Raw genomic sequence first — 26,966 nt, forward strand, 5'->3', positions numbered from 1 at the left:
TTCTGCCTTAAGGCGAGACGGCGAACTGGCATGCCGGAAAGCGGACGTTCCGGACGACAGCTAACGGTCGAAAGCGGCCCCTCCAACCCGCCCTACCCCGCCTGCGCGGCAGCCTTGATCCCGTCGATCACGAACTGCACCGCGAGCGCCGCCAGGATCACGCCCAGCAGGCGCGTCAGCACGATATTGCCGGTGACGCCCAGCAGCTTCGCGATCGGCGTCGCCATGAGGAAAACCAGCAGGCAGGACAGCACCACCAACCCGCAGATCACGGCCAGCGTCGCCAGCAGCAGCGGATCACCATGGGCACGGCCGGCGAGCAGGATCATCGCTGTCAGTGCGCCCGGCCCCGCCATCAGCGGGATCGCCAACGGGAAGGCCGCGACGTTGCGGATGTGATCCTGGGTGATCGCAGTCTCGGCCGTCTGCTGCTTGCGCTCGGTCCGGCGCTCGAACACCATCTCGAAGGCGATCCAGAACAGCAGCAGCCCGCCCGCGATGCGGAAGGCCGGCAGCGAGACGCCGAGCGCCTTCAGCACGATGTCGCCCGCCACGGCGAAGAAGGCCATGATGCAGAAGGCGATGATCGAGGCGCGGATCGCGACCTGCTTGCGCTCGCCCTCCGACATCCCCCGCGTCAGCGACAGGAAGATCGGTGCGAGGCCCGGCGGGTCGAGCGTCACCAGCATCGTGACGAGGGCTGCGGTGGCGAATTCGACGAACATGGCGCCACATCAGCATGCCCGAGAGCCGCCGTCACGCGCCAAGAAAGGCCGGAATATGGCGTCGCACCGGAAGGCATTCGAAGATAGCCCGTAAGATACTGAATTCGCTGACATAATTTTTACTTGGACAGCGCCCGCTTTCGCTGGCTTCTCCCGCCGGAATCGGATAGCCAGAAGGCTGAAAAACCAGCAGGAATCGGGACATTTTCCCTTGAGCGACGATACCGACGACAAGCGCGACGGAGCCCCGGACTTCGGCGGCGACATCAAGCCGATCGCGATTACCGACGAGATGAAGAAGAGCTATCTCGATTACGCCATGAGCGTGATCGTGAGCCGCGCTCTGCCCGATGTCCGCGACGGCCTGAAGCCGGTCCACCGCCGCATCCTGTTCTCGATGCACGAGAACAAGAACTTGCCCGAGCGGCCCTATACCAAATGCGCCCGCATCGTCGGCGACACGATGGGTAAGTACCATCCGCACGGCAACCTCGCGGTCTATGACGCGCTGGTGCGCATGGCGCAGGACTTCTCGTTGCGCCTGCCGCTGATCGACGGCCAGGGCAATTTCGGCTCGATGGACGGCGACAGCCCCGCTGCCGACCGTTACACCGAGGCGCGCCTCGACAAGGCGGCGATCCCGCTGCTCGAGGATCTCGATCTCGACACGGTCGATTTCCAGCCGAACTACGACGGCAAGGAACACGAGCCGACGGTCCTGCCGGCGCGCTATCCGAACCTGCTCGTCAACGGCGCCGGCGGCATCGCGGTCGGCATGGCCACCAACATCCCGCCGCATAATCTCGGCGAGGTCATCGACGCCTGCGTCGCCTATATCGACGATCCCGAGATCTCGATCGACGACCTGATCGAGATCGTCCCGGGCCCGGACTTCCCGACCGGCGCCTCGATCATGGGCCGCAGCGGCATCCATTCGGCCTATCACACCGGCCGCGGCTCGATCGTGATGCGCTCGAAGACGCATATCGAGGAGATGCGCAAGGAACGCGAGGCGATCGTCGTCACCGAGATTCCCTATCAGGTGAACAAGGCGACGATGGTCGAGAAGATCGCCGATCTCGTGCGCGAGAAGCGCATCGAGGGCATCTCCGACCTGCGCGACGAATCCAGCCGCGAGGGCGTGCGCGTCGTCATCGAGATCAAGCGCGACGCCGTCGCCGATGTCGTGCTGAACCAGCTCTACCGTTTCACGCCGCTGCAGACGTCCTTCGGCGCCAACATGGTGGCGCTGAACGGCGGCCGCCCGGAGGTGCTCAACCTCAAGGACTTCATCACCGCCTTCGTCGAGTTCCGCGAGCTCGTCGTGTCGCGGCGCACCCGCTACCTGCTCAACAAGGCCCGCGAGCGCGCCCATGTGCTCTGCGGCCTCGCCACGGCAGTTGCCAATATCGACGAGGTCATCCGCCTGATCCGCACGGCGCCGACCCCGGCCGCCGCGCATGAATCGCTGATGGCGCGCGACTGGCCGGCCGACGACATCGCCCCGCTGATCGCGCTGGTCGACGATCCGCGCCATCCGATGAACCCGGACGGCACCTACCGGCTCTCGGATGCGCAGGCCAAGGCGATCCTCGAACTGCGCCTGTCGCGCCTCACCGCCCTCGGCCGCGACGAGATCGGCGAGGAGCTGGAGAAGCTCGCCAAGGAGATCGCGGATTATCTCGACATCCTGCGCTCGCGCGCCCGCATCCAGTCGATCGTCAAGGCCGAGCTCGCCGAGGTCAGGAACGCCTTCGCCACGCCGCGCCGCACCGAGATCCAGGACTGGGGCTCCGACCTCGACGACGAGGACCTGATCGCCCGCGAGGACATGGTCGTCACCGTCAGCCATGGCGGCTACATCAAGCGCGTGCCGCTCTCGACCTACCGGGCGCAGCGCCGCGGCGGCAAGGGCCGCTCCGGCATGGCGACCAAGGACGAGGATTTCGTCGCCCGCCTCTTCGTCGCCTCGACCCATACCCCGGTGCTGTTCTTCTCCTCGGAAGGCCAGGTCTACAAGGAGAAGGTCTGGCGGCTGCCGCTCTCGGCGCCGAACGCGCGGGGCAAGGCGTTGGTCAACATGCTGCCGATCGAGGCCGGCGAGCGCATCACCACGATCATGCCGCTGCCTGAGGACGAGGCGAGCTGGGAGACGCTGGACGTGATGTTCGCCACCGCCTCGGGCGGGGTGCGCCGCAACAAGCTCTCCGACTTCGTCAACGTCAACCGCGCCGGCAAGATCGCGATGAAGCTCGACGAGGGCGACCATATCGTCGACGTGCAGATCTGCACCGAGAACGACGACGTGCTGCTGACCACGGCTGACGGCCAGTGCATCCGCTTCGCGGTGCCGGAGGTGCGCGTCTTCAAGGGCCGCGATTCGACCGGCGTGCGCGGCATCAATCTCGCCAAGGGCGACGAGGTGATCTCGCTGGCGATCCTGCACCATCTCGATGCCACCCCCGACGAGCGCGCTGCCTATCTCAAGCGCGCTGCAGCCGCCCGCAGGGCGCTGACCGGCGAGGCCGAGGAAGGCGCCGAGGCAACGGCGGCGGTCGAGGCCGATGCCGAGGAGAGTGCCGGCGATATCGAGCTCGGCCAGGAGAAATACGCTGCGATGGGCGCGGCCGAGCAGTTCATCCTGACCGTCTCGGAACGCGGCTATGGCAAGCGCACCTCGTCCTTCGAGTACCGGGTCACCGGGCGCGGCGGCAAGGGCATCGTGGCCATGGTCGTCAACGATCGCAACGGCAAGCTCGTCGCCTCCTTCCCGGCCCTGGAGAGCGACCAGCTCATGTTGGTCACCGATGGTGGCCAGCTCATCCGCGTGCCCGTCGATGCCGGTCCGAACAACCGCATCCGCATCGCCGGGCGCTCGACGCAGGGCGTGACGGTGTTCAACACCGACAAGGATGAGAAGGTCGTCTCGGTCGAGTGCATCAACGACGACGGCGAAGGCGGCGAGAACGGCGAAGCTGGCGACGAAGCGCCGGGCGGCGAAGCCACGGAAAGCTGATCCGGCAGCGTCTTGCGGCCGTGACTTCAGGTTGTGCCTGAAGTCACGGCCGGCGCTGCCGACGCCTATCGGGTCGGGTTCGCGTCATTCTCGGGCCAAACGAAGCGCAGGTCTGAGAAACTCCTTCAGGAGAAGGCGCCTCTCCGGCTCGTCATCTGATAGCTCCGTTTGACTCAAACCCCGCGTCACGCTCCCATCGCCCCATGAAGGCTCGTTCCGTGCCCGTCCGCACCCCCGCGATCACGCCGGAGATCATGCTGCGCGCCTATGCCGCCGGCATCTTCCCGATGGCGGAGAGCGCCGACGATCCCGGCCTGTTCTGGGTCGAGCCGGAATTGCGCGGCATCATCCCGCTCGACGGCTTCCATCTCTCGTCGCGGCTGGCCAAGACCGTGCGCGCGGATCGGTTCGAGATCCGGGTCGACACCGCCTTCGGCGCCGTCATCGCGGCCTGCGCCGAAGCGAAGCCGGACCGGACCGAAACCTGGATCAACCAGCGCATCCGCGAGATCTTCGGCGAGCTCTTCGCGCTCGGTCATGTCCACACGGTCGAGTGCTGGCGCGAGGACCGGCTCGTCGGCGGGCTTTACGGGCTTTCGCTCGGCGGCGCCTTCTTCGGCGAGAGCATGTTCCATCGCGAGACCGACGCCTCGAAGGTCGCGCTGGTCCATCTCGTCGCCCGCCTGAAGCGCGGCGGCTACCGGCTCCTCGACACCCAGTTCCAGACCGGCCATCTCGCCCAGTTCGGCACGATCGAAATCCCGCGCGACAGCTATCGCGGCCTGCTCGACGAGGCATTGCGGCACCCGGGCGACTGGCAGGCTTGGCCGGTGTCCGAACCGGTCAGCGGCCGCGAGGCGCTCGCCTCGCTCTGAGTCCCTCGCCGGAGGCCGGCTGGGATCAGTTGCCGCCCATATAGGGGTCGCGGCCCGGGACGGGATTGGTCGGGAAGAAGCGCTGGCTCGGCCGCTGCGGCTGCACCGGCACGCCGCGCGGCGGCTCGACATCGATGCGCCCACCGGAGGGCGGCGCGGGCTGCTGCCCGGGCGGCGGCAGATTCGGGTCGCGTGCCGGCGTGCGTGGACGGCGCGTATCCTCGACCGGCGGCGCTTCCGGCTCCTTCGGCTCGACGACGAGCTCGGTGCCGCCTTTGCAATCGGTCAGCCAGGCATCGTAGATCGCGTGCTCGACGCCGTGCAGGCCGGGGCTCGCCGCATACATCCAGCCGGTGAAGATGCGCCGGTACTCGTTCTTGACCGTGACCTCGTCGACCTCGACGAAGGCGTCTGTCTGTGGCGCTTCTGTCGGCGGGCGCGTCCAGCAGACGCGCGGCGTCAACTGGAGCGCGCCGAACTGCACGGTCTCGTCGATCGCCACCTCGAAGGAGATGATCCGCCCGGTGATCTTGTCGAGCCCGGCGAAGACCGCGGTCGGATTGCGGATGCGATCAGCCTGGGCCGGCCCCGTAGCCGTCAGCGTCGCCAGCGCGCTCGCGGCCACGCCTGCCAGGATCGGGAAACGAAAGAACGACGGCATGCGTGCGCGAATCTCTTCGACGGCGCGGAAGGACCGCGATGGCGCGCAGTAACACGGCAAAGGCAGCGGAAAAAGGGCGTTACGCCCAAAACCTTGGGGTATGCCGGCCGAGGCGTCGCCACCCAGCAAAAAGGCCGCTCTCGAAAGAGCGGCCCGATGCGTCTCGAAGCGTCCTGCTGGCCTCAGCGGCCTGGCGTCCAGGCCTCGTAGTCGCCGGTCGCGGCCGGGCGCTCGCCCTCGGCCAGCGTCGAGCCCTGCGGGCGATAGGCCAGCGCCGTGCCGGTCCAGTTCTGCTGATGCGGCTGCTGCCACTCGCGCGGCTGGTAGCTTTCCTCGGAGGGCGCGACATCGACCGTGTGATGCAGCCAGCCGTTCCAGCCCGGCGGAACCTTGGAGGCCTCGGCATCGCCCTTGTAAATCACCCAGCGCCGCTGGAAGCCGAGCGCCTTGTCCTTCACCCCACCCTTGGTGCGGTAATAGACATTGCCGAACTCGTCCTCGCCAACCCGCTCGCCATGGCGCCAGGTGTGGAAACGTGTGCCGATGGTCTGGCCGTTCCACCAGGTGAAGATCTGCAGCAGCCAGTCCTTCATCGTCCTCAAGTCCATGCGCTCGCGCGCACGCAAATGCGTGCATGTCTCGGGGCGACTTATGGCGGCCCCGCCCCGCCCTGTCCAGTCCGCCCATATCGAACCGGTCCGCGCAGCCATTCCGCTATGGGCCGGCCGACCGCGCGCACTGACGATCGCTGATTCCCCTCGGCGGCCCCAGTCACAGCACCGCCCCGATTCGGCCGGCTTCCCGCCACGATGGAGCGGCGAAGCGCCAGCGCTTCAAGCACTTGCGCAAGGGCCTGTAGACAGCACTTGCGAGCCGATGCGGCGACGCCTCGATTAACATCGTGTCAACTATGAATAGTGGGGATTTTAGGGACTGCGCTTCCTCCGGCACTGTGGCAATCTTGCCGATGCGCATCCGATTCCCCGGTGATTTCCGGGGCTTAGCCGGGGCCTTGCAACTTATCCCCATAACCCACATATCCATACCAGATGTCGTGTCCACAGGGATCATCGGCCACTATTCCTTGACGCCCGATGGGCATCTGCACTAGATTTTGACCATCGCATGACGCCCGGCGGCACCCCCTCTGGATGACTGCGAAACCCTAGTTTCCCAGTGTGTTCCGGGCCTGCCGCCGCATCCGCCGTCAACAGCGGAAGCGAGCGGATTTGCGCGGGCATTTTGGGCGCGTCCGGGACCATCGGCGGGGCTACACCGCGGAGATCCCACAGGGCATCGAACCGAGTTTGGGCTGACATCAGGAGCCGGTGATCAACCGGCCGCGCGTGGTTTCGCAAAGCGGACCCGCGGCAGATCAAGGGACGAAGATCATGCGCATCGAGCGCCGCTACACCACCGCCGGACAGTCGCCCTATGCCGCGATCCCGTTCCGATCGGCCGTCAGCGAGATCAAGAACCCGGACGGCTCCGTCGTCTTCCGGCTCGAAGGCATCGAGGTTCCCGAGACCTGGTCGCAGGTCGCCAGCGACGTGCTCGCGCAGAAATATTTCCGCAAGGCCGGCGTGCCGGCGCGGCTGAAGAAGTTCGAGGAGAACGACGTCCCCTCCTTCCTCTGGCGCTCCGTCGCCGACGAGGCCGCTCTCGCCGAATTGCCCGAGGGCGAGCGCTACGGCTCCGAGATCTCGTCCAAGCAGGTCTTCGACCGCCTCGCCGGCTGCTGGACCTATTGGGGCTGGAAGGGCGGCTATTTCTCCTCCGAGGAGGATGCGGCGGCCTTCCATGACGAATTGCGCTTCATGCTCGCGACCCAGCGCGTCGCGCCGAACTCGCCGCAATGGTTCAACACCGGCCTGCACTGGGCCTATGGCATCGACGGCCCCAGCCAGGGGCATTTCTACGTCGACTTCAAGACCGGCAAGCTGGTCAAGTCGAAGTCGAGCTACGAGCACCCGCAGCCGCATGCCTGCTTCATCCAGGGCGTGCAGGACGACCTCGTCAACGAGGGCGGCATCATGGACCTCTGGGTCCGTGAGGCCCGCCTGTTCAAGTATGGCTCCGGCACCGGCTCGAACTTCTCGATGCTGCGCGGCGAAGGCGAGAAGCTCGCTGGCGGCGGCAAGTCCTCGGGCCTGATGTCCTTCCTCAAGATCGGCGATCGCGCCGCAGGCGCCATCAAGTCGGGCGGTACCACCCGCCGCGCCGCGAAGATGGTCGTGGTCGATGCCGACCATCCGGATATCGAGGCCTATATCGACTGGAAGGTGAAGGAGGAGCAGAAGGTCGCTGCCCTCGTCACCGGCTCCAAGACCGTCAAGAAGCACATGAAGGCCGTGCTCAAGGCCTGCGTGAACTGCGAAGGCGACGGCGATAGCTGCTTCGACCCCGAGCAGAACCCGGCGCTCAAGCGCGAGGTCAAGCTCGCCCGCAAGGCGCTGGTGCCGGACAACTACATCAAGCGCGTCATCCAGTTCGCCAGGCAGGGTTACAAGGACATCTCCTTCGACACCTATGACACCGACTGGGATTCCGACGCCTATCTCACCGTCTCCGGCCAGAACTCGAACAACTCGGTCTCGCTGACCGACGATTTCCTGCGCGCCGTCGAGAACGACAATGACTGGAACCTGACCGCCCGCACCACCGGCAAGGTCCACAAGACGCTGAAGGCCCGCGACCTCTGGGAGAAGATCGGCTACGCCGCCTGGGCCTCCGCCGATCCCGGCCTGCACTTCAACTCGACGATGAACGACTGGCACACCTGCCCGGCTTCCGGCCGGATCCGGGCGTCCAACCCGTGCTCCGAGTACATGTTCCTCGACGACACCGCCTGCAACCTGGCCTCGGCCAACCTGCTGCAGTTCTACGATACCGAAACCAAGTCCTTCGACGTCGCGGCCTATGAGCATCTCTGCCGGCTCTGGACCGTCGTGCTCGAGATCTCGGTGACGATGGCGCAGTTCCCGAGCCGCGAGATCGCCGAGCTCTCCTACGAGTACCGCACGCTCGGCCTCGGCTACGCCAATATCGGCGGCCTGCTGATGACCATGGGCCTCGGCTACGACTCCGACGAGGGCCGCGCTCTCGCCGGTGCGCTGACCGCGATCATGACCGGCGTCGCCTATGCGACCTCGGCCGAGATGGCCGGCGAGCTCGGCCCCTTCCCGGGATACAAGAAGAACGCCAGCCACATGCTGCGCGTCATCCGCAACCACCGCACCGCGGCCCACGGCCTCGCCGACGGCTATGAGGGCCTGAGCGTCACCCCGGTCCCGCTCGACCACGCGACGCTGGCCCGCCTCGGCGGCTCGGCCGTCACCATGGCGGAGCGCTCGCGCATCGTCTGGGACGAGGCTCTCGAGCAGGGCAAGCGCTACGGCTACCGCAACGCCCAGGCGACCGTGATCGCGCCGACCGGCACGATCGGCCTCGTCATGGATTGCGACACCACCGGCATCGAGCCCGACTTCGCGCTGGTGAAGTTCAAGAAGCTCGCCGGCGGCGGCTACTTCAAGATCATCAACCGCGCCGTGCCGGATGCGCTGCGCGCGCTCGGCTACCGCGAGGCGGATATCGCCGAGATCGAGGCCTATGCCGTCGGCCATGGCTCGATGAAGCAGGCGCCCGGCATTAATCCCGGCTCGCTGCGCGCCAAGGGCTTCACCGACGAGAAGATCGAGGCGGTCGAGAAGGGGCTGAAGAGCGCCTTCGACATCAAGTTCGTCTTCAACAAGTGGACGCTGGGCGAGGATTTCCTCACCGGCACGCTCAAGGTCCCGGCCGAGAAGCTCAACGACATGTCGTTCGAGCTCCTGCCCTTCCTCGGCTTCAGCAAGGCCGAGATCGAGGCCGCCAACGTGCATGTCTGCGGCGCGATGACCCTGGAAGGCGCCCCGCACCTGAAGGCCGAGCACTACAACGTCTTCGACTGCGCCAACCCCTGCGGCCGCATCGGCAAGCGCTATCTCTCGGTCGAGAGCCATATCCGCATGATGGCGGCGGCGCAGCCCTTCATCTCGGGCGCCATCTCCAAGACCATCAACATGCCGAACGAGGCCACGGTCGAGGACTGCAAGAGCGCCTATATGCTCTCCTGGAAGCTGGCGCTGAAGGCGAACGCCCTCTACCGCGACGGCTCCAAGCTCTCGCAGCCGCTGAACTCGGCCCTGATCTCGGATGATGACGACGAGGCAGACGACGCGGTCGAGACGCTGGTCGCGGCGCCGATGGCGGCCCGCGCCACCCAGATCTCGGAGAAGATCGTCGAGCGCATCGTCGAGCGCATCGAGCGCAAGCGCGAGCGCGAGAAGATGCCGGATCGTCGCACGGGCTACATCCAGAAGGCCACGGTCGGCGGCCACAAGGTCTATGTCCATACCGGCGAATATTCGGATGGGCGCCTCGGCGAGATCTTCATCGACATGCACAAGGAAGGCGCTGCCTTCCGGGCGATGATGAACAACTTCGCCATCGCGGTCTCGCTCGGCCTGCAATATGGCGTGCCGCTGGAGGAATATGTGGAGGCCTTCACCTTCACCCGCTTCGAGCCCTCGGGCTTCGTCGCCGGCAACCAGTCGATCAAGAACGCGACCTCGATCCTCGACTACGTCTTCCGGGAGCTCGCGATCTCCTATCTCGGCCGCAACGACCTCGCCCATGTCGACCCGAGCGAGATTGGCCATGACGTGATGGGCAGCGGCGTCGGCCAGGACAAGGCGCCGGATGCGGCGCCGGTGGTGACGACTCCCCTCGCCTCGACCGGCTTCCGCCGCGGCAAGCCGATCAACCTGCTCGCCATCCAGGGCGGCGGCGCGGCGAACGATGCGGTTGCCCGTTCGACGGCCTCCGCCATCGGCCTCGCCACTGCCGGTGCCACCGCGCTGAAGGAAGAGCCCGAGGCCTATGGCGAAGCGGAAATGGCCAAGCTCGGCTTCGCGGCCCCTGCTACCCAGCCGACCCAGTCGGAACGCCGGGCCGAGGCGATCATGAAGGGCTATGTCGGCGACTCGTGCGGCGAGTGCGGCAACTTCACGCTGGTCCGCAACGGCACCTGCCTGAAGTGCAACACCTGCGGGAGCACGACCGGCTGCTCGTGAGCGGCGATCGACACTTATTGTGATGAAATGAGAGGCGAAGTTCCCCTTTTTTGAGCTTCGACTTCCGCAAACGCCCTCCCGCCCAAGGCATTTCCAATCCTGAACCTATGCACTCGGCAACTCAGGTTCCGCACCAGGGAAGCGAGCAATCACCCCCTGGTGCGGATGTGCATAAGGTGACTGGATCGGGGGACCTGCCGTGTACGCTCTTACCAAACGGACGATATCGAAATACCTCCGCGGCGAGTGCCGGCGGCGACTGCGGCTCGACCTTTACGCGAATGATCGCATCCGGGAAAATCTCGGTATCCCGACTAAGGATGTGATGCGCCCTGGGCTGGCGCTCCTCACCAAACAAGGGCGAAAATTCGAACGAGAGAAGTTCGCCGAATTGTCCGAGGCTTTTGTAGGCCGGGTGATCCATGGCGAGCTGACACAGCATCACCCGGGAGAGGAATTGGCGTTCGGGAAAATTCTGCTCGCCGATCATCTGGACGCCTGCGAACCCGACCATTTTCTGATCGAGGCTGAGTATGGCGTCACGGCCCCGTTCATAACTGCGCACGCGCTTGGCGATCTCCAGGATGGGAGCGCCTTCGATCCGAGGTCTCGTGCGGACCTTCGGTTTGCCAAGAAGATCCCAGCCCTGCTGCATGATCTAGGTTGGGTTGACGACGTGCGCGTCGCCCGGCTCTCATCCGGATTTGGAGACCAGGACAGCATCGACAGCGAGTTGCGGGGCCACGTCGTTGTGACGGATCGCAAGGCAGACCAGAGGGATCTGGTTGCTTCTCTGGACGCAGCAGACCAGAACATCATCGTCGCCGGCACCGCCCAGCAGCTCGTCAAGTTGATCCCCGACGACGACCTCGCGTTGCGGCCCCTCTTCGACTTCATGCTCATCGACGAGGCTTCCCAGCTGTCTGTCTCTCATGCCGTGGTGGCCTTCACGACCCTGGCAGAGGGAGCAGCCCTGACCGTCGTCGGCGACGACCTCCAGATGCCACCCATCCAGCCAGTCGCGCCTCCCGATGGGGCGGAGCATCTCGTCGGCTCGGTATACGACTTCTTCCGAAATTATAGGAAGGGAGAGACCGGCGCTCAAGGCATCGCGCCCGTCATGCTCGACAGGAGCTATAGGTCGAACAGGGAGATCGTCGAATTCGTGCGCCAAGCCGGCTACGGCGAGGAACTGATGTCGGTGAATGCCGGGCTTCGCATGCGCCTTGCAGTGCCCTTACCCGCCGCGAAGCCCCAGGACTGGCCGGCCCATCTCGACTGGCACGGACATCTTGCCACCCTCCTCGACCCCGAGGAGCCACTAACGGCGCTGATCCACCCGGACGAGTTTTCGAGCCAGCGAAACGAGCACGAGGCCAATCTCGTGGCGGGCCTCGTTCGCGCCCTGTACGGGCGACTTCTGCCGTCGACCGGCGTCGTACCCCTGTCCGGCGTTGAATTCTTCAACGACGGGATCGGTATCGTGACGCCGCACCGGGCCCAGCAAGCCGCCGTCGTCGAACAGATCAATGGCTTTCTGACCGACACCGCGGAGCGCGCCGCCATGATGGCGACGGTGGATACCGTGGAGCGGTTCCAGGGCCAAGAGAAGACAGTGATGATCGCGAGCTTCGGGCTAGGCGATCGGGACCAGATCGCAGCGGAAGAGGAGTTCCTCTACAGCCTGAACCGCTTCAACGTCATTGCCTCGCGCGCGAAAGCGAAGCTGATCGTCATCATGTCGAGACGCCTCGTCGACCACCTGCCGCGGGATCCGGACGTGCTCCGGAAGTCGCGGCTCGTGAAGCACTACGCGGATGGATACTTGCTGAGGTCGGTGGCAGCTTCAATTCCGGGTCTGGGCGCGTGCGAGATGAAGTTCCGATGACGGATGCGTCCCTTCCGCGGATTTCGCTGCTCGACGCTGGTATCCTTCCGGTCGGCGAGATCGCACGCATCGCGAAGCGCGAAAGCGTGCGCCCGCGCGACGCCTACCAAGCCCACAAGTGGTTCGCGCGCAGGCTTGCCGTCACCGCGAGATCCCTACTGGTCGGTGCGACGACGTCACATGACGGGAACTTCTGGAAATCGTATTACGGCGACGCTTCATGCGAAGGCCTTACCGTTTTGGACCCCTTCATGGGCGGCGGCGTAATGCTGTTGGAATCCGCGCGCCTAGGCGCGAATGTAAATGGCGTAGACGTGGAGCCAGTGGCCGCGGCTATATCCGATTTCCAGGGAAGGCTGATGAGCCTGCCGGACCTGCGTCCGCATCTCAACAATCTCCTTGCAACGGTCGGCGCCGAGATGAGCCCCTTTTACCGGGCTGTCGACGCCGACGGACGGAACGAGACGCTCCTGCATGCTTTCTGGGTCCAACGCATCAAGTGCGCGCGCTGCGCGCACTCTTATGACGCACAGCCGCGAGATCCAGCGTTGCTACGATCTCGGCGCCAATGTCTACATCACCAAGCCCGTGGATTACGACGGCTTCGCCAACGCGATCCGCCAGCTCGGGCTATTCTTCTCCGTCATCCAGGTTCCGGAAACGCCATGACCGGCTTGCGTGGCCGCCGCTGATGCCGAACCGGCCGATCAACGTCCTCTATATCGACGACGACGCCACGCTCGGGCGCCTCGTGCAGCGCATGCTCGCGCGCCACAACTATGTCGTGGAGCATGTCGAAACCGCCGATGCGGGGCTCGCGCGCGCAGAAGCCGGCGGGATCGACGTCATCATCCTCGACCATGATCTCGGGACGTCGTCCGGTCTCGATGTCCTGTCGACGCTTTCCGCCGATGCAGCCGCTCCCGCCGTCATTTACGTTACGGCTTCCTCGGAGCTGTCGATCGCGGTGACCGCGCTCAAGGCCGGCGCCATGGACTATGTCGTCAAGACGGTCGGTGAGGATTTCGAGATCCTGCTGAGGGCAGCTCTGGAGCACGCCGTAGTCAAGACGCGCTTGACCAGAGCCCGCGAGCAGGCCGAGCAGGAAGTACGGGCCGCGCGTGACCGGGCCGTGACGCTGCTGGCCGAGGTCAATCACCGGGTGGCCAACAGTCTGTCGCTGGTCGGCTCGCTCGTCCGGATGCAGGCCAATTCGGTCGAGGACCCCGGCGCCAAGGCGGCGCTGGCCGAAACGCAGGCGCGCATCACCGCGATCGGCAATCTGCATCGCAGCCTCTACACCTCGGATGATGTCCGCGCCGTCGATCTCGCCGGCTATCTTCGCTCCCTGCTGGAGGAATTCGCGCAATCGCTGTCGGGCTCCGGCCAGATGCCGGCGATCCGCTTCGAGACCGTGCCGGCGCCCGTGCCGGCGAAAACCGACAAGGCGATCTCGATCGGTTTGATCGCGACAGAACTCGTCACCAACGCGCTGAAATATGCTTATCCCGACGGCATCGGCGAGGTTCGGGTCAGCCTCTCCTGCGAGAGCGACAGGGTCACGCTCGAGGTTGCCGATGACGGCATCGGCTGGACGGGAACCGGCACGATCAGGGGAACCGGCCTCGGCAGCAAGATCGTCCGAGCGATGGCCAAGAGCCTGGCTACCGAATTGCGCTACGCGGACACGAATGGGCGCGGCACGCACGCTGTCATGGAGCTCTCCCTGGCCGGTCTGGCACCTCCGGCATCCGAAGCGGCCTGAACCCGCGCCGGATGCTGATGAGCTACGCGGCACCCGGAAGCCTGCGGAGTGCCGCCTCGAGCGAAACGAGATTGTAGGGCTTGCGCAACGTCGCCGCCCCGGAGACGCCCAGGATCGCGAGGTCGTCATAACCGGTCGCGAACAGGAACGGTACGCCGATCTCGCGCAGCCGGTTGCCGATCGGCTCGGAGGTTTCGGAGCCGAGATTGACATCGAGGATCGCAAGATCGGGGGCCGTTCGGCTCAGAAACGACAAGGCCTCGGAAACGGTCGCGCAGACTTCGACCTGGCTCGCTCCGAGGGTCATCAGCATGTCCTCGCAATCCATCGCGATAATGAACTGGTCCTCGACCAGCAGCACGCGCCTGCCTTCCAGTGGCCGGCCGGGCTTGCCCCTGACTGGCACGGGGGCCTCCTCGGGAGACGCGGCATCCTCGGTCCAGCGGACGAATTTGGCGGGGATGCAGAGCTTCGCCGTGATGCCCTCGGGCTCGAAGGACAAGTCGCTGCGGCCGCCTAGATCGTAGGGAATGCTGCGATCGATCAGAATGCTGCCGAAACCCTGGCGCGATGGCGGCGTGACCGGCGGACCACCGCGTTCCTGCCAGATGATCTCGCAATCGCCCCCGACATTGGCTGACGCGGCGATCCGTCATGTCGTCTCGCAGGCGAACTGGATCGCCAAGAGCTTCCGGTTCGGGGCGACGCTCGAGCTCAAGCCGGACTGGATCCCGATCGTCTGAGCGACGGCACGACCAGCACAGGAGATGACGGAGGCGTCCTGATCGGACGCCTCTTTCGATTCCAGGACCGGAGGGGAAACGCGACCAGATGGTCGTAACCCCAATGAAAGGTCCCGACATGACCAAGAAACATCAGGGTGGCGGACGCTCGCTCGCCCCGCACACCGGTGGGCCGGTGGATGAGCCGAACGACACCGCGCTCCGCGATCCGATCGCGCTCGTAACGCGTGTGATCGCGAGCGACGATCCCAGCCTCGATGAGCTCGTGGCCTTCCGCCGCCAGCCGATCGACCTGAAGGCGGCGGCGCGCAACGCCAAGGCCCTCCAGAACGAGGAGTTTAGGCTCAGCCTCGCGCGGGAGCCGGGTGACGACCAGGGCGAGCGCGCCTGCGCCGGCTTACAGATCATGGCCCTCAGCCTCGTCGCGCTGGTCGCGACCTGGCCGGCCGACGATCTCGACCAGGCCGAGGCGAAGCTCACGCTCGCCGAGCAGACCGGGGCCCGGCATCATCGTCACGAGAAGGATTACGTCTCGTCAATGGGTGCGATGCATGCCCGGCGGCTGCGCTGGAAGCGCGCCGCCTTCGCGGTACCCGAGCTGATGCTGCCACTGGGCCCCACCACGCCGCAGGGCGACAGCCGTGGGCTCGCGGCTTGGCCGCTCGCGCGCTTCGACCTCGTCGCCGGCCTGCCGCTGCGGGGCGGACCGCCAGCCTTCGCCCACACGCAGAGCGGCAACTGGGTCGGCTTTGCCAAGGCCGCGCCCGATCTCGAACATCTGCTGCAGCGAGCACGCAAGATGTTCGAGACCTGCGACCGGCTGGTCACGCTAGCGCAACGGGGACCGGAGAATGCCAGCGATCTGATGGTCGCGGCGGAGGGCGCGCGGATCGCCGGCTTCCTGGCGGCGGCGCAGGCCATGATCTGGCCGGTCCACAACAGGTCGGCGCTGGCGATCAAGAAGGAGGTCGTCACGCTGATCAACCTGCGCGGCGAGATCGGCGATCCCGTCCACATGCAGGCCGCCGTCCGGCACATCACCGCCGACGCCGCCTGGGTGAAGTCGCTGCCGCCGGACTCCCGCGACCGGCTCGTCTTCGACTGGAGCGAGCTCGTCTGAGAGACGGGCAATCGGGATGATCACCACAGGGCAGCGCCTTCATGGCGCTGCCTTTGTCATGCCCGCACGCCTGGGCGGCAACCCTGCATCCGCGAATTATCAGAAGAGCGGAGGTCCCGATCCAACGGAAAGGGAACCCCTCATGAATCCACCGACTCCACTTTCGACCAAAGAGCTGCTCGCGCGCAATCTGCGACGGCTGCGTGAGGAGCGCAGCCTGACCATCGACGACCTCGCCGGCCGAACTGGTATCGTCGCGTCCCGGCTTACCGCTGTCGAGAGGGCGACCGCTCAGGCTCACCTCGACGAGGTGAGCCTCCTCGCAGTCGGGCTCGGGGTGCGCATCGCTACGCTATTCGCGACCGAGTAAGGCCGGAGCGCCTGACAGTCGCTCCGATCCAGTAGAGCCAGGGCAGCGCCTTCACGGGCGCTGCCCTTTCGAGTCTTGGGGCCGCCAAGCGGCGGATCAGCGGGAGGGAGGAGGAATTCGACGGAACGAGACCGTCACCCCTCAGGACTCGAAGGAAACACCATGAAGATCACCACCCGCCGCGACGAGCTGCTCAGCACCATCGCTCTCGACCCGACCGTGTATCAGGTCGTCGACGACCTCGCCGCCCTGGAACGCCTTGTCCCCGTGGCGCCGAGCCAGGCTGAAAGCCTCGCCATCTTCCGCCGCCAGCTGCCAGGTCTCCTGGAGCTCCGCGGTCGGGGCCAAGTCCATACCGAGCAGGTTCGCCGCCTGATCGGGCTGCTCGCTCGCGAGAAAGACCAGGTCGAGCGCTGGATCGATGTCGCCAACGCGCTGACGATCATGACCAACGCCTCGAACCTCGCGCTGCTTCTGTTGCCGGCGCGTTCGGAGGACGACGCGTGGGCGCGCGAGCAGTTCGGCCGCAACCTGCTGCGCCACGCGCGCCGGCACGGCGATGGCGAAGACATCGCGCTCACGCGCCGCGCGGTCGGATATCTCCCGAAGCGTTCCGCGGCTCTGACGCTGCCGGAAGGCGCTGAGGCGATCAGCGAGATGATCGAGACGATGGCGCGGCGCGTTGGCGCGCTGCGGCCGAAGCCGGAGGCGGCCGCGTCCGGCGCTCCGAGCACCCATTCGCTGGAGCAGGCCGACAGCCTGAAGGCCTACTTCGATGCCGCGCCTGATCTCGCCGGCCTGTTCGGCGGCGCCCAGAAGGTGCTGGCGCTGGTCGACAATCTGCGCGGCATCGCCGAGCCGGACGCTGTGACTGCCGATGCGGTCGAAGGCGGGCTGATCCTGGCCTACGCCCGGCTGACCCGCGTCGCGCTCTGGCCGGGACGCTACGACGACGACGTCTCCGCGAAGATCGCCGCGCGCGATCTCGTCCGCGCTCGCGATGCCGATCCGGACCATCTCTGCGCGCTCTGGGAAATCGCCTTCGGCCAGGGCGAGACGGTCGCCGGGCAGAGCTCGCGGTTCCTGAACGTGGACGAGCACGGCTGACACCCACGCCGACAGCTCAGCTGGAAAGAATGGGAAGGCGCGCCTGGGTGGCGCGCCTTTCGTCATGGCGAGGGCGGGGAGGCGAAAGGGCGGGTAGGCCGACCCCTCAGGACAACAGGTTCAAGACCATGACCGAACATGCCGCATCCTCCCTGCGCGACCTCGTCTTCACGACCGAGACCGCACCCGTCATCGACGATCTCGCCGCCCTCGACGCGCTCCTGCCGGCGATGCCGGACGAACTCGAGCGCCATGCTGCTGTTCTCGAAAGGCTACCGCCGCTTCTCGACCTGCGCGAGCGGGCTCTGGTTCACGCCCAGGAATATCAGCGCTTCCTGACCCTCGCCGACGCCGATCCCTCGGCGCTGGAGTACATGGTCGACATCGGCAATGCGCTCGCGCTCCTGTCCCATGCCGGCGAGATCGCGATGCTGCTGGTGCCAGCGGGCTCGTTCGAAGATCACTTCGCCAAGGCCATGCTCGCGAAGGAACGCGGCGCGCAATATCGCTCCGGTGCTGGCGTTCACGAACCGAAGCTGATGGAGCGCGCGCTGCGGCGGCCTTTCGCCGACAGCCATCCGCGCCTCGTGATCGGTGCGGGGATTCCGCCCGGGATGGAGGAGGCCTCCCGACGCTTCAGCGGCGCCGTCCTGCCACAAGCGATCAACGACGATAGCAACTCGCCGAATGTTTATCAGCTCGAACACGGGCTGGCGCTGGAGGACTGGTTCAACAAGCCACCCGACCTTGCCATCCTGCTCGACGAGGTCAGACAGCTCTTCGCCGCGATCGAAACCTGGTCGCAGGCCGAGCCGTCATCTCCATTCTGGTATGGTGCTCGGCGCGGCGCTCTCATGCTCTCCTATGCCCATCTCGCCCGGATCGGGATTTGGCCGGCCCGCAGTTCCGATGACCTCATCGTGAAGATGGAGGTCGAGCGGCTCATCTCCGAACGTGCGGACGATCCCGATCCGATGCGTGCCGCGGTCGAGATCGCGCTTGGGGTCGGACGCCGCATCGCCAAGCAGAGCGGGCGCTTCGTGACCGTTCTCGGCGGCGTCGAACTTTGAGGCCGGTGATGACAAGCAGTCCGTCTCCCGCCGCCGAACTCTTCGAGCATCGGCGCATGCTCAACCTTCAGGTCCTGCTTGGTCACCTGCGGGACCAGCGCCCCGAGGGCGCGCGCACGGTCGAGGATCCTGAAGAAGCCGCCGAAATCGGCGCTGACGACGCGGATCGGACCGCCGGTCCCGCGATCGAAATCTACGATGCCGAGCGACTGGCTCGTCGGCTCCGCCATAGCGATGGCTTCGTCGGAGACCCCGCCGAGGCCAGCAATGACGAGGATGCCAGTCAGGCCCGTCAGGTCCGGCTCTGGACCAGGATGCTTGCCGACGAGCGTGGGCCCTGGCGCAAGCTCGTCATCGCCGACGATGCCCTGATCGCGCGTCTAGCCAGCCTGGATATGATCTGCCCGCAGTTCAGCGAGGTCACCGCCTGGATCGTCCGGGCCGCGGGGCTCAGTGCCGCGACCGGGACGCCACTGCGGCTCGATCCCGCCGTGGTGGTCGGGCCGCCGGGAACGGGCAAGACCTTCTATGCTCGCAAGCTCGCCGAGGCATTGGGTGTGCCCAGCGAAGTCATCGCGATGAATCTGATGACGGATCGCGGTTCGGCCTTCTCCGGGCTGACGCCGGTCTGGAAGGCATCTGGCCCTGGCAAGGTCGCAAAACTCCTGATCGAAGGCAGCCATGCCTCGCCCCTCATCGTCATCGATGAGATTGAGAAGGCCTCCCCGATCAATCCGCGCGAAACCCCGGAGAATGTCCTGCACAGCCTCCTCGAGCGGGAGAACGCCGCCCACTTCGTCGACGAGTTCGTGGATCTGCCGATCCGGGCCGACCATATCTTCTGGTTCGCTACCGCCAATAGCCTCGATCCGCTGCCGGAAAGCATCGTCGACCGGCTGATCGTGTTCACGGTTGCGATCAGGGATGCCGAGATGCTCGCCATCCAGAAGAGCATCTTCCACGAGGCGAATCTGCGCGTCGGAGGTAGCTTCGTCGAGCCCGGCGCGGAGCTTTTCCGATCCACCAGAGGCCATAACCCGCGCGCTCTGTCGCGGCTCTGGGACATCGCCATGGGTTTCGCCTGTGAGGCCGGGCGGCGGCATCTCGTTGCCGACGATGTCCGAGGCGCCGAGCAGGTGCTGCTCGGCGGCAGGGAGGGCGCGAGGAGGCCGATCGGGTTCATGCAGCCAGCGCCGAGGGGACAAGAAGCCCGGAAGTGAGGTGAGAAAGAGATGCCCGCGAGACCCAACGGTAGCAACGGCCTTCGCCGGATTACCAGCCGACTTGCACGGAGGGCAGGCTTACCCGCTTTCCGGGCCGTTTCGCGCAATCTCTCTTATCGGATGAACCGTCGCGGCGCGGGACAACTTGCTGTCAGGCCATACCGCGCCGACGATCATTTGAGTCCCTCTGCCTCAAGCGACCGAGTCAGCGAGGTCCTTGGCGACCTTGAATTTCACCACCGTCTTGGCAGGAACATCGATCATGGCGCCAGTCGAAGGATTACGCGCCTGACGGGCATCGCGCTTGGCGGATGACAGCTTGCCGACGCCGCTGAGCGTCACATCCCCGCCCGATTTCAGCGTTTTCGCAACAACGCCGGCAAGCGAGGCCAGAACAGCCGAGACGTCGGCTTTGGACTTGGTTACATCGCCGGCAACCGCGGCGATCAGTTCGTTCTTGGTCATCAGATTCTCCAGTTTTAGCTAGAATTTCGGCGACTAGCTCGCCTTGGCAGGCCTGCTGCGAGCCGGAGCCTTCCGCCGCTGCTGGCCCAGGCCCATCTTCTTGGCCAGTGTCGAACGGGCTTCGGCGTAGGCCGGAGCGACCATGGGATAGTCAGGTGGCAGACCCCAACGTGCGCGATATTCGTCCGGTGTCATGTCGTAGGCGGTGCGCAGGTGGCGTTTCAGCGACTTGAACTTCTTTCCGTCCTCGAGGCAGATGAGAAAGTCGGGGGTAATCGACTTCCTCACCGAGACCGCAGGCGCCAGCTTCTCCTCGACCACGGGCGCCGACTCGGAACCTAGGCTGGAAATCGCCGCATGCGTGGTGGCGATCAGGCTTGCTAGATCGGCCGCCGGTACACTGTTGTTCGAAACGTAAGCCGAAACGATATCGGCAACCAAGCCGATCAGGTTTTCGCTTCCTTCAGCCATCTGTTCTCCTGCGTACTATATCCGCGATCGACGTTCGTCCGCCTTTCGGACCGAAAGGCCGCCTGAATCGCGGTACAAAGCTACCCTTCAACGCAGTCTATTGCGACGGGATTCGCTGGCGGAGGCTTGGCATCGGCTTCTCGTCGCGGGCGACGCCCGCAGGTCCGCGCCGCTTCGACTGGCCGGGATGGAAGGCGCGAGGAGGTCGATCGGGTTCCTCCAATGGACGGTGAAGCGGAAGGAGCATCTGGAGTGAGGGTTAGGAACGGGAATGCCCCCGGGGAACCCGACACGAAAGAGAGCAAGACCATGACGACCAACGCCACATGCATCACCCGCTCAGGCCGCCCGATCGGCAGCGCGCTCCTCCCTGACGGCTCGGCCGGAGCCGTGACGCACTGGTATCCGACGCGCTGGCCGCGGGTCGGCGGCAAGGCTCTGCTGCCTCTGGCCGACGCCGCCTTCACCAATGAGCGCTTTCGCACGGCCTACCAGCCGGGCAAGCTCGTGTTCATCTACGCCGCCGGCTGCGGTGAAGACCACAGGATGCCGATCATCGCGACCGGGCTGCTCGGCCTTGCTCGCCGACTGAAGATGGCGGTGCACAAGGTCTCTGTCACCGCACAGGTCAACCTGCGCGATCGCTTCCGCGAGCTCAACGCCGACCGCTATGGCGCGCTCACCGCCAGCGCCGACGGCTATCCGTGCTGCGATCTGGGCTATGACAATTGGATGGCGCAGCACATCCTGCCGAAGGGCAAGCCGCTCGCCGGCTCGCCCGTCATGCTCGCCGAGCGCTGCCTGGCGGTCCGGTTGCCCGCCGATCTCGCGGTTCGTGAGTTCGACAAGCGCCTGCACCATCGCATGCGCAACGCCGCGCTCAATCCCTGGCTCAAGAGCGAGGCCGGTCGAGCACACTGCGACCTGCTCGGGATCGCGCCTCAGGAGATGATGCGCGCAACCGCGTACGGATTCGGCGAGATGGTGCGTGCCAGCGAGGCGCAGGAGTTCTACTTCTTCCGTCCGAAGAGCCTCGATGCCGACCGGCTCGTCCGGATCGCCGAGATCATCGTCCACAACCACGTCCTGAACCGGAAGAGCCGGATTACAGCCAGCTGGAAGTCCAGGGGGCAAGGGTATGGGGGGCGGATGCAGCCGCCCGTGTAAGCGCACCCGATCATCGGCGTCCCCGCGAGCATCGAGGCATCATCGCAGGTCCGCCTGCACTCTGCGGGGCCTGGGTGGCACTAGGCTTCTCCGTTATCGATCTTGTCAGGCGCGGGCACGGCTGCCGCGTGCGGCTTCACCGTAAGATCGTAACGGGGATAGCGGTCGATCACCTTTTTCAGGGCCTTCGGGCTCGGTGCATAATAGCCGTCGCTGGCATCCTTCTTCGTGTTGTGACCTGTGATCGCGGTGCTGGAGCGTTTCGCGATGCCGGCCTCGTCGGCGCGCGTGACGAAGGTATGCCGCCAGCCGTGGTTAGGGCTGAGGTCCGGATCGAGGGGAACCTGTTCTCGAATCCATTCGGACAGCTCGCTCGCGCGTTGCTCCTGCTGTGTTCGCGTTGCCCCGGCCTTTTGCTCAACGTCGCCGCAGAATAGGAAGCCCGACGGGGCCTTGGCATGGAAGTCGAGAATTCCCTCGTCGATGAGGGCCGCGTGCAGCGGCACGCGCCGCGCGATGTCGACCTTGGTCCGCGGGAAGTTGATCAGCCAGATGCCTCCCTCCTGCTGGATATCCTCCTTTTTGACCCAGCAGACCTCCTGAATCCGGCAGCCGGTGTAGGCGCAGAGCCAGGCGCCCCAGCGTCGGGATGCCGCGGCACGGGGCATCTTTGGATTGGGTCGCGCATGGCGTGCCGCAAGCAGGATCGCCGCGATTTCGCTATCCCGGAAGGCTTTTTCCCGCTTGGTAGTCCGCTTTTCTTCTTCGAGCTTGACGCCCTTGGCGGGATTGGAAGCTAGGAGACGGCCCGCCGGGTAGGTCGTCGCCCAACCCAGCAACGACGAGACCGCGACCAGATCGTTCTTGTTGATCGTCGCGGCGGGGATCGTTTTTTGACGCTCGATAGCCCAGGCCCAGACATCTTCGTGCGCTAGCAGCCGCACATCTTTCTGACCCCAGAAGGCGGACAGCGCATCGATAGAGGAGCCGTACCGACGTAGCGTCGATGCGGATCTCGTCTTCGCGTGGGCTTCCTTCCATTTTTCGAACAGACTCAGCACGGTCAGCACGCCACGCGAATTCGTCGGCGAAAGTTGCGCTGGCTGCTTCGGCCCGTTCCAGGTCGGCAGCCCGGCTCCGAAGGGATCGGTGAAATCGAGGCTCGTCAGCCGGCGAACGGCCATCTCGCCGAAGGCGTCCGCGACCTGATCCATCACCTCAAGGGTCATGCTGCGGGACGCATCGTCGACAAGAACCTGCTTGCGGGCAATCTCGTCGTCGACGAGCGCGCCGTAGAGCTGCTCGAGAGCGGCCGCGCGCTTGGCCGGATCGGTCTCGTATTTCACAGCCCAGGCAGCGAGCGCTTTCGGATCGTACATGTCGATCGCCGCCAAAAGCTCTGCCGTTTTCTCGTCGAAGGGTTTCTCGTCGTAGCTCGTCTCGTCGTCAGTAGCTGCGTCGTTCGGCTTCCGGGCGAGGTAATGCGCGACACCAGCGTCGAATTCAGTTGTCGTGGTCTCGATGGCGTCGAGGAAGGTGTCGTCGGTATCGAGATCCCGTGCAGCTTGGCGATAGATGTCTGCGGCGAGTGCCGTCCGCTGGGTGCGCGTCAATGGCGCGGGGCCTCGCGCCAGAGCATCGAAGAAGTGGTTCAGCGCGAAAGCTGCACTCCGAAACCGCGCCTTGGCTGTCTCGGGATCCTTCGTCCGTAGCGACAGGAACACCTTGTCCGTGATCGTCACGGTTGCATGCCGGTCGGCGACGGGGAGGGTGACCGAACGGCCCCGCGCGGTGGCGCGGAGCGCCTTTGGCACCTTCACGTTGAGATAGAACGATCCCGACTTGGTAGCGAAGGGACGAGGCATTGAAAGAGCCATGGTGTGAAACCGCAGTGTGAAAGCGGATATCAGCCAAACCCTTATCAACGTTTAACTCTTTCTCCTGTTGAGGAAAAAGAGTGGTGCCCAGGAGAGGACTCGAACCTCCACGCCCTTGCAGGCGCCAGCACCTGAAGCTGGTGCGTCTACCAATTCCGCCACCTGGGCAACGGCGGTTCGTTTACGGGGGCCGAGTCGTCCTGTCAACGGCCCTGTCGCGGCGAAATGAATTTGTTTTCGCAGCCCTGTGGAAAGCGCTTTTGCGGGCTTGGCGGATTTCGGGTCGTTTCGGCTCAAAAGCGGCTGATCGCGTCGAACGGGGCTGAATGCCGTGTCGCCGATAGGGCGGAACGCCGCAGCGTCGGGATATCGGAGCGGCCGGCCGCAAAAGGCATTTCCACTTTGGCGGAACATGATCTAGGAGGGCAGAAGCATTCTAAACGGAGCTTTCGCGATGGCTTCCCAGGCCCCGGCCCAGCAACTCGTCACGGTCTTCGGCGGCTCCGGTTTCGTCGGCCGCCATGTCGTGCGTGCGCTCGTCAAGCGCGGCTATCGGGTGCGCGTCGCCGTGCGCCGGCCGGATCTCGCCAATTTCCTGCAGCCGATCGGCACCGTCGGCCAGATCCATGCGGTGCAGGCCAATCTGCGTTACCCCGCTTCGGTCGCCGCTGCCGTGAAGGGCGCTGACGCCGTGGTCAATCTCGTCGGCATCATGCAGGAGCAGGGCCGCCAGAGCTTCGCCGCCGTGCAGGCGAACGGCGCGCGCGCCATCGCCCAGGCATGCGCCGCGGCCGGCATCGCACGGCTGGTCCATGTTTCAGCGCTCGGCGCCTCCGCCGAATCGGCTTCGACCTATGCCCGGTCCAAGGCCGAGGGCGAGGCCGCGATGTTCGCTTCCGTGCCGGGCGCGGTCGTGCTGCAGCCGTCCGTGATGTTCGGGCCTGAGGACACCTTCTTCAACCGTTTCGCTTCGCTGGCCCGGATGTTGCCGGTGGTGCCGCTGGTTGGCGATGGCGCGACCAAGTTCCAGCCGGCCTTTGTCGGCGATGTCGCCGAGATCGTCGCCCGCGCCGTGGAGGGCACGGTTCAGGGCGGTCGCGTCTACGAGCTTGGCGGGCCGGAAGTACAGAGCCTGCGCGAGATCGTCGAGGAAGTCTGCAAGGTGACCGGCCGCAAGCGCCTGCTCGCGCCGCTGCCGTTCGCGCTGGCGCGGATCATGGGCAGCGTGCTTCAGGTCGTCGATTCCCTGACGCTGGGCCTGATCCCGGACGAACTGGTCATGACGCGCGATCAGGTCACGCTGCTCGAAAGCGACAACGTCGTCTCGCCGGAGGCCAAGGCCGAGGGCCGCGATTTCGCCGGGCTCGGGCTGGCGCCGACCTCGTCCGAGGCGGTGATCTCCTCCTATCTCTGGCGTTTCCGCAAGACCGGCCAGTTCGACACGCTCCAGGCCCGCTGAGCGGCCGACGGAGCGCCGGCATGTCGTTCGACCTCGTCATCTACGATTGCGACGGCACGCTGATCGATACCGAGACGCTCTATGGCGAGGTCAGCCTCGCCATGTGCCATGAGGTCGGGCTCGGCCACTGGACGCTCGATCATTATGTCGAGCAGCTCGTCGGCATTCCCTGGGCCGATGGCATCAAGATCATCGAGTCGGCACTGGGTAAGCCTCTCCCCGTCGATTTCGAAACGCGCATCGAGGATGCCGTAGCCTTGCGGCTGGAGACCGAATTACGCGCGCTTCCGGGTGTCCGGGAGGCTTTGCTGGCGATGGCGGGGCGTCGCTGCGTCGCCTCCTCGACCGTGCTCGAGCCTTTGCGCCGGAATCTGGGCCTTGCCGGCCTGATCGACCTGTTCGATCCGCATGTCTTCTCGGCCTCCCAGGTCGCACGGGGCAAGCCGTCGCCGGACGTCTTCCTGTTCGCGGCGGCGCAGATGGGGGCCGAGGCCGGGCGCTGCCTCGTGCTGGAGGATTCGGTGCCGGGCGTGCTGGCAGCGAAAGCGGCAGGCATGCAGGTCGTCGGATTCACCGGCGTCGCCCATGACAAGGCGCGCATGCGCGAGCGCCTGCTGGCGGCCGGCGCGGCGGGCGTTATCGACGATTTCAGGGAATGGCCGGCTGAAGCGGCGCGCCTTGCGGGTCTGCGCGCCGCCTGAAACCTGCTCTCAGAGCATGCTCGGCAGCACGCGGTCCGGCGGCTTGTGGCCGTCCATGAAGGTCTTGATGTTGACGATTACCTTCTCGCCCATGTCGGCGCGGCCTTCATGCGTGGCCGAGCCCATATGCGGGAGCACCACGACCTTGTGCTGGCGGGCGAGCTTGAGCAGGCGCGGATTGACCGCCGGCTCGCTCTCGAACACGTCGAGGCCGGCCCCGGCGAGCTCGCCGGCTTCCAGCATGCGGGCCAGCGCCGTCTCGTCAACGACCTCGCCACGCGCGGTGTTCACCAGGATCGCGTCCGGCTTCATCAGCTTGAGCCGGCGCGCCGAGAGCAGGTGATAGGTCGCCGGGGTATGCGGGCAGTTGATCGAGACGATGTCCATCCGCGCCAGCATCTGGTCGAGCGAATCCCAATAGGTCGCGTCGAGCTGTTCCTCGACGCGTGGATCGACCCGGCGCCGGTTATGGTAGTGGATCGACAGGCCGAAGGCGGCGGCGCGCTTCGCAAGCGCCTGGCCGATGCGGCCCATGCCGACGATGCCGAGGCGCTTGCCGGTGATGCGGCGGCCGAGCATCCAGGTCGGCGACCAGCCGGCCCAGTCGTCGTCGGGGATGACGCGGGCGCCCTCGGCAATGCGGCGGGCGACGGCGAGGATCAGTGCGATCGTCATGTCGGCGGTATCGTCGGTGAGCACGCCCGGCGTGTTGGTCACGGTGATGCCGCGCTGCACCGCGCTGGCGACGTCGATATTGTCGACGCCGTTGCCGAAATTGGCGATCAGCCGCAACTGGTCGCCGGCCTGCGCGATCACGGCGGCGTCGATCTTGTCGGTCACGGTGGGGACCAGCACGTCGGCGGTCTTCACCGCCTCGACCAGCGCGGCCTGCGACATCGGCTTGTCGTCGATATTGAGCTGGGCGTCGAACAATTCGCGCATCCGGGTTTCGACCACGGCGGGCAGTTTGCGCGTCACAACCACCAAGGGCTTCTTCTTCGACATGGTGGTCACCCCTCCGTCATTGGCCGCATCGGCCTGATATCCTCAACCCGCCATTAACCCTGGCGGTCCAAGAATGGGAATTGTTGCGCGGCACCATATGCGTGTCTAGGCGGCGGCGCGGCAGATGACAACTTGCCCGTTTGC

General features: G+C 65.6%; 23 protein-coding genes, 1 tRNA gene and 1 pseudogene. 15 read left to right on the forward strand and 10 right to left on the reverse strand.

Features of this window, described 5'->3' with window-relative positions:
• Positions 1–92: 92 nt before the first annotated feature.
• A complete protein-coding gene (locus Q9235_RS09235) occupies positions 93–725 on the reverse strand; it encodes a MarC family protein (protein ID WP_306226558.1) in 633 nt (210 codons plus the stop codon).
• Between the two features lie 292 nt (positions 726–1,017).
• Here Q9235_RS09235 and gyrA point away from each other — a divergent pair, with 292 nt between their 5' ends.
• Positions 1,018–3,741, forward strand: coding sequence for a DNA gyrase subunit A (gene gyrA / locus Q9235_RS09240; protein ID WP_422678355.1), 2,724 nt, complete (start codon positions 1,018–1,020; stop codon positions 3,739–3,741).
• A 203-nt stretch (positions 3,742–3,944) separates the two neighbouring features.
• The gene (aat, locus tag Q9235_RS09245; protein ID WP_306226561.1) at positions 3,945–4,616 is read left to right on the forward strand and encodes a leucyl/phenylalanyl-tRNA--protein transferase; all 672 of its coding nucleotides are present in this window, start codon (positions 3,945–3,947) and stop codon (positions 4,614–4,616) included.
• A gap of 25 nt (positions 4,617–4,641) precedes the next feature.
• Here aat and Q9235_RS09250 read toward each other — a convergent pair whose 3' ends face one another.
• The gene (locus Q9235_RS09250) at positions 4,642–5,277 is read right to left on the reverse strand and encodes a DUF2155 domain-containing protein (protein WP_306226563.1); all 636 of its coding nucleotides are present in this window, start codon (positions 5,275–5,277) and stop codon (positions 4,642–4,644) included.
• Between the two features lie 182 nt (positions 5,278–5,459).
• On the reverse strand, positions 5,460–5,870 hold the full coding sequence (locus Q9235_RS09255) for an NADH:ubiquinone oxidoreductase subunit NDUFA12 (RefSeq protein WP_257735652.1): 411 nt from the start codon (positions 5,868–5,870) through the stop codon (positions 5,460–5,462).
• A gap of 798 nt (positions 5,871–6,668) precedes the next feature.
• Between Q9235_RS09255 and Q9235_RS09260 the strand changes: the two genes are divergently transcribed.
• Positions 6,669–10,391 (forward strand): vitamin B12-dependent ribonucleotide reductase, encoded by a 3,723-nt coding sequence (locus Q9235_RS09260; protein WP_306226564.1) that lies wholly within the window; start codon positions 6,669–6,671, stop codon positions 10,389–10,391.
• 199 nt (positions 10,392–10,590) lie between these two features.
• On the forward strand, positions 10,591–12,279 hold the full coding sequence (locus Q9235_RS09265) for a DEAD/DEAH box helicase (RefSeq protein WP_306226565.1): 1,689 nt from the start codon (positions 10,591–10,593) through the stop codon (positions 12,277–12,279).
• Between the two features lie 287 nt (positions 12,280–12,566).
• On the opposite strand, the gene Q9235_RS09270 is transcribed toward Q9235_RS09265, so the two are convergent.
• Complete coding sequence (locus tag Q9235_RS09270; protein WP_306226566.1) at positions 12,567–12,755, reverse strand: hypothetical protein; 189 nt, start codon at positions 12,753–12,755, stop codon at positions 12,567–12,569.
• Positions 12,756–12,795: 40 nt separating this feature from the next.
• Here Q9235_RS09270 and Q9235_RS09275 point away from each other — a divergent pair.
• A pseudogene (locus Q9235_RS09275) lies at positions 12,796–12,948 on the forward strand (response regulator); the annotation flags it as partial.
• 22 nt (positions 12,949–12,970) lie between these two features.
• The gene (locus Q9235_RS09280; protein WP_306226568.1) at positions 12,971–14,044 is read left to right on the forward strand and encodes a sensor histidine kinase; all 1,074 of its coding nucleotides are present in this window, start codon (positions 12,971–12,973) and stop codon (positions 14,042–14,044) included.
• Between the two features lie 22 nt (positions 14,045–14,066).
• Here the strand turns inward: Q9235_RS09280 and Q9235_RS09285 are convergent, their stop codons facing one another.
• Complete coding sequence (locus tag Q9235_RS09285; RefSeq protein ID WP_306226569.1) at positions 14,067–14,546, reverse strand: response regulator; 480 nt, start codon at positions 14,544–14,546, stop codon at positions 14,067–14,069.
• Positions 14,547–14,592: 46 nt separating this feature from the next.
• Between Q9235_RS09285 and Q9235_RS09290 the strand changes: the two genes are divergently transcribed.
• The 6 genes from Q9235_RS09290 to Q9235_RS09315 all read left to right on the forward strand — a co-directional run bounded on the left by Q9235_RS09290 (position 14,593) and on the right by Q9235_RS09315 (position 19,674).
• Positions 14,593–14,787, forward strand: coding sequence for a hypothetical protein (locus Q9235_RS09290; RefSeq protein ID WP_306226570.1), 195 nt, complete (start codon positions 14,593–14,595; stop codon positions 14,785–14,787).
• Positions 14,788–14,905: 118 nt separating this feature from the next.
• Complete coding sequence (locus Q9235_RS09295) at positions 14,906–15,907, forward strand: hypothetical protein (protein WP_306226571.1); 1,002 nt, start codon at positions 14,906–14,908, stop codon at positions 15,905–15,907.
• 142 nt (positions 15,908–16,049) lie between these two features.
• The gene (locus Q9235_RS09300) at positions 16,050–16,277 is read left to right on the forward strand and encodes a helix-turn-helix domain-containing protein (protein WP_306226572.1); all 228 of its coding nucleotides are present in this window, start codon (positions 16,050–16,052) and stop codon (positions 16,275–16,277) included.
• Between the two features lie 162 nt (positions 16,278–16,439).
• A complete protein-coding gene (locus Q9235_RS09305) occupies positions 16,440–17,384 on the forward strand; it encodes a hypothetical protein (RefSeq protein ID WP_306226573.1) in 945 nt (314 codons plus the stop codon).
• 128 nt (positions 17,385–17,512) lie between these two features.
• Entirely contained in the window at positions 17,513–18,454 is a 942-nt protein-coding gene (locus Q9235_RS09310) for a hypothetical protein (RefSeq protein ID WP_306226574.1), read from the forward strand.
• An 8-nt stretch (positions 18,455–18,462) separates the two neighbouring features.
• Positions 18,463–19,674: an AAA family ATPase gene (locus Q9235_RS09315; protein ID WP_306226575.1), complete on the forward strand. Its 1,212-nt coding sequence runs from the start codon at positions 18,463–18,465 to the stop codon at positions 19,672–19,674.
• A gap of 195 nt (positions 19,675–19,869) precedes the next feature.
• Here Q9235_RS09315 and Q9235_RS09320 read toward each other — a convergent pair whose 3' ends face one another.
• Positions 19,870–20,142 (reverse strand): HU family DNA-binding protein, encoded by a 273-nt coding sequence (locus Q9235_RS09320; protein ID WP_306226576.1) that lies wholly within the window; start codon positions 20,140–20,142, stop codon positions 19,870–19,872.
• A gap of 33 nt (positions 20,143–20,175) precedes the next feature.
• Positions 20,176–20,613: a Ros/MucR family transcriptional regulator gene (locus Q9235_RS09325; RefSeq protein WP_306226577.1), complete on the reverse strand. Its 438-nt coding sequence runs from the start codon at positions 20,611–20,613 to the stop codon at positions 20,176–20,178.
• Positions 20,614–20,922: 309 nt separating this feature from the next.
• Between Q9235_RS09325 and Q9235_RS09330 the strand changes: the two genes are divergently transcribed.
• Complete coding sequence (locus Q9235_RS09330) at positions 20,923–21,780, forward strand: hypothetical protein (protein WP_306226578.1); 858 nt, start codon at positions 20,923–20,925, stop codon at positions 21,778–21,780.
• 80 nt (positions 21,781–21,860) lie between these two features.
• On the opposite strand, the gene Q9235_RS09335 is transcribed toward Q9235_RS09330, so the two are convergent.
• Both Q9235_RS09335 and Q9235_RS09340 read right to left on the reverse strand, forming a co-directional pair.
• Positions 21,861–23,657: a tyrosine-type recombinase/integrase gene (locus Q9235_RS09335; protein ID WP_306226579.1), complete on the reverse strand. Its 1,797-nt coding sequence runs from the start codon at positions 23,655–23,657 to the stop codon at positions 21,861–21,863.
• A gap of 81 nt (positions 23,658–23,738) precedes the next feature.
• Positions 23,739–23,825: transfer RNA gene (locus Q9235_RS09340), tRNA-Leu, on the reverse strand.
• Between the two features lie 286 nt (positions 23,826–24,111).
• Here Q9235_RS09340 and Q9235_RS09345 point away from each other — a divergent pair.
• Positions 24,112–25,116: a complex I NDUFA9 subunit family protein gene (locus tag Q9235_RS09345; protein ID WP_306226581.1), complete on the forward strand. Its 1,005-nt coding sequence runs from the start codon at positions 24,112–24,114 to the stop codon at positions 25,114–25,116.
• Between the two features lie 20 nt (positions 25,117–25,136).
• The gene (locus tag Q9235_RS09350; RefSeq protein ID WP_306226583.1) at positions 25,137–25,817 is read left to right on the forward strand and encodes an HAD family hydrolase; all 681 of its coding nucleotides are present in this window, start codon (positions 25,137–25,139) and stop codon (positions 25,815–25,817) included.
• 9 nt (positions 25,818–25,826) lie between these two features.
• Here the strand turns inward: Q9235_RS09350 and Q9235_RS09355 are convergent, their stop codons facing one another.
• A complete protein-coding gene (locus Q9235_RS09355) occupies positions 25,827–26,822 on the reverse strand; it encodes a 2-hydroxyacid dehydrogenase (RefSeq protein ID WP_306226584.1) in 996 nt (331 codons plus the stop codon).
• Positions 26,823–26,966: the final 144 nt, after the last annotated feature.

This window comes from Bosea beijingensis, from assembly GCF_030758975.1.
GTDB lineage: Bacteria > Pseudomonadota > Alphaproteobacteria > Rhizobiales > Beijerinckiaceae > Allobosea > Allobosea beijingensis.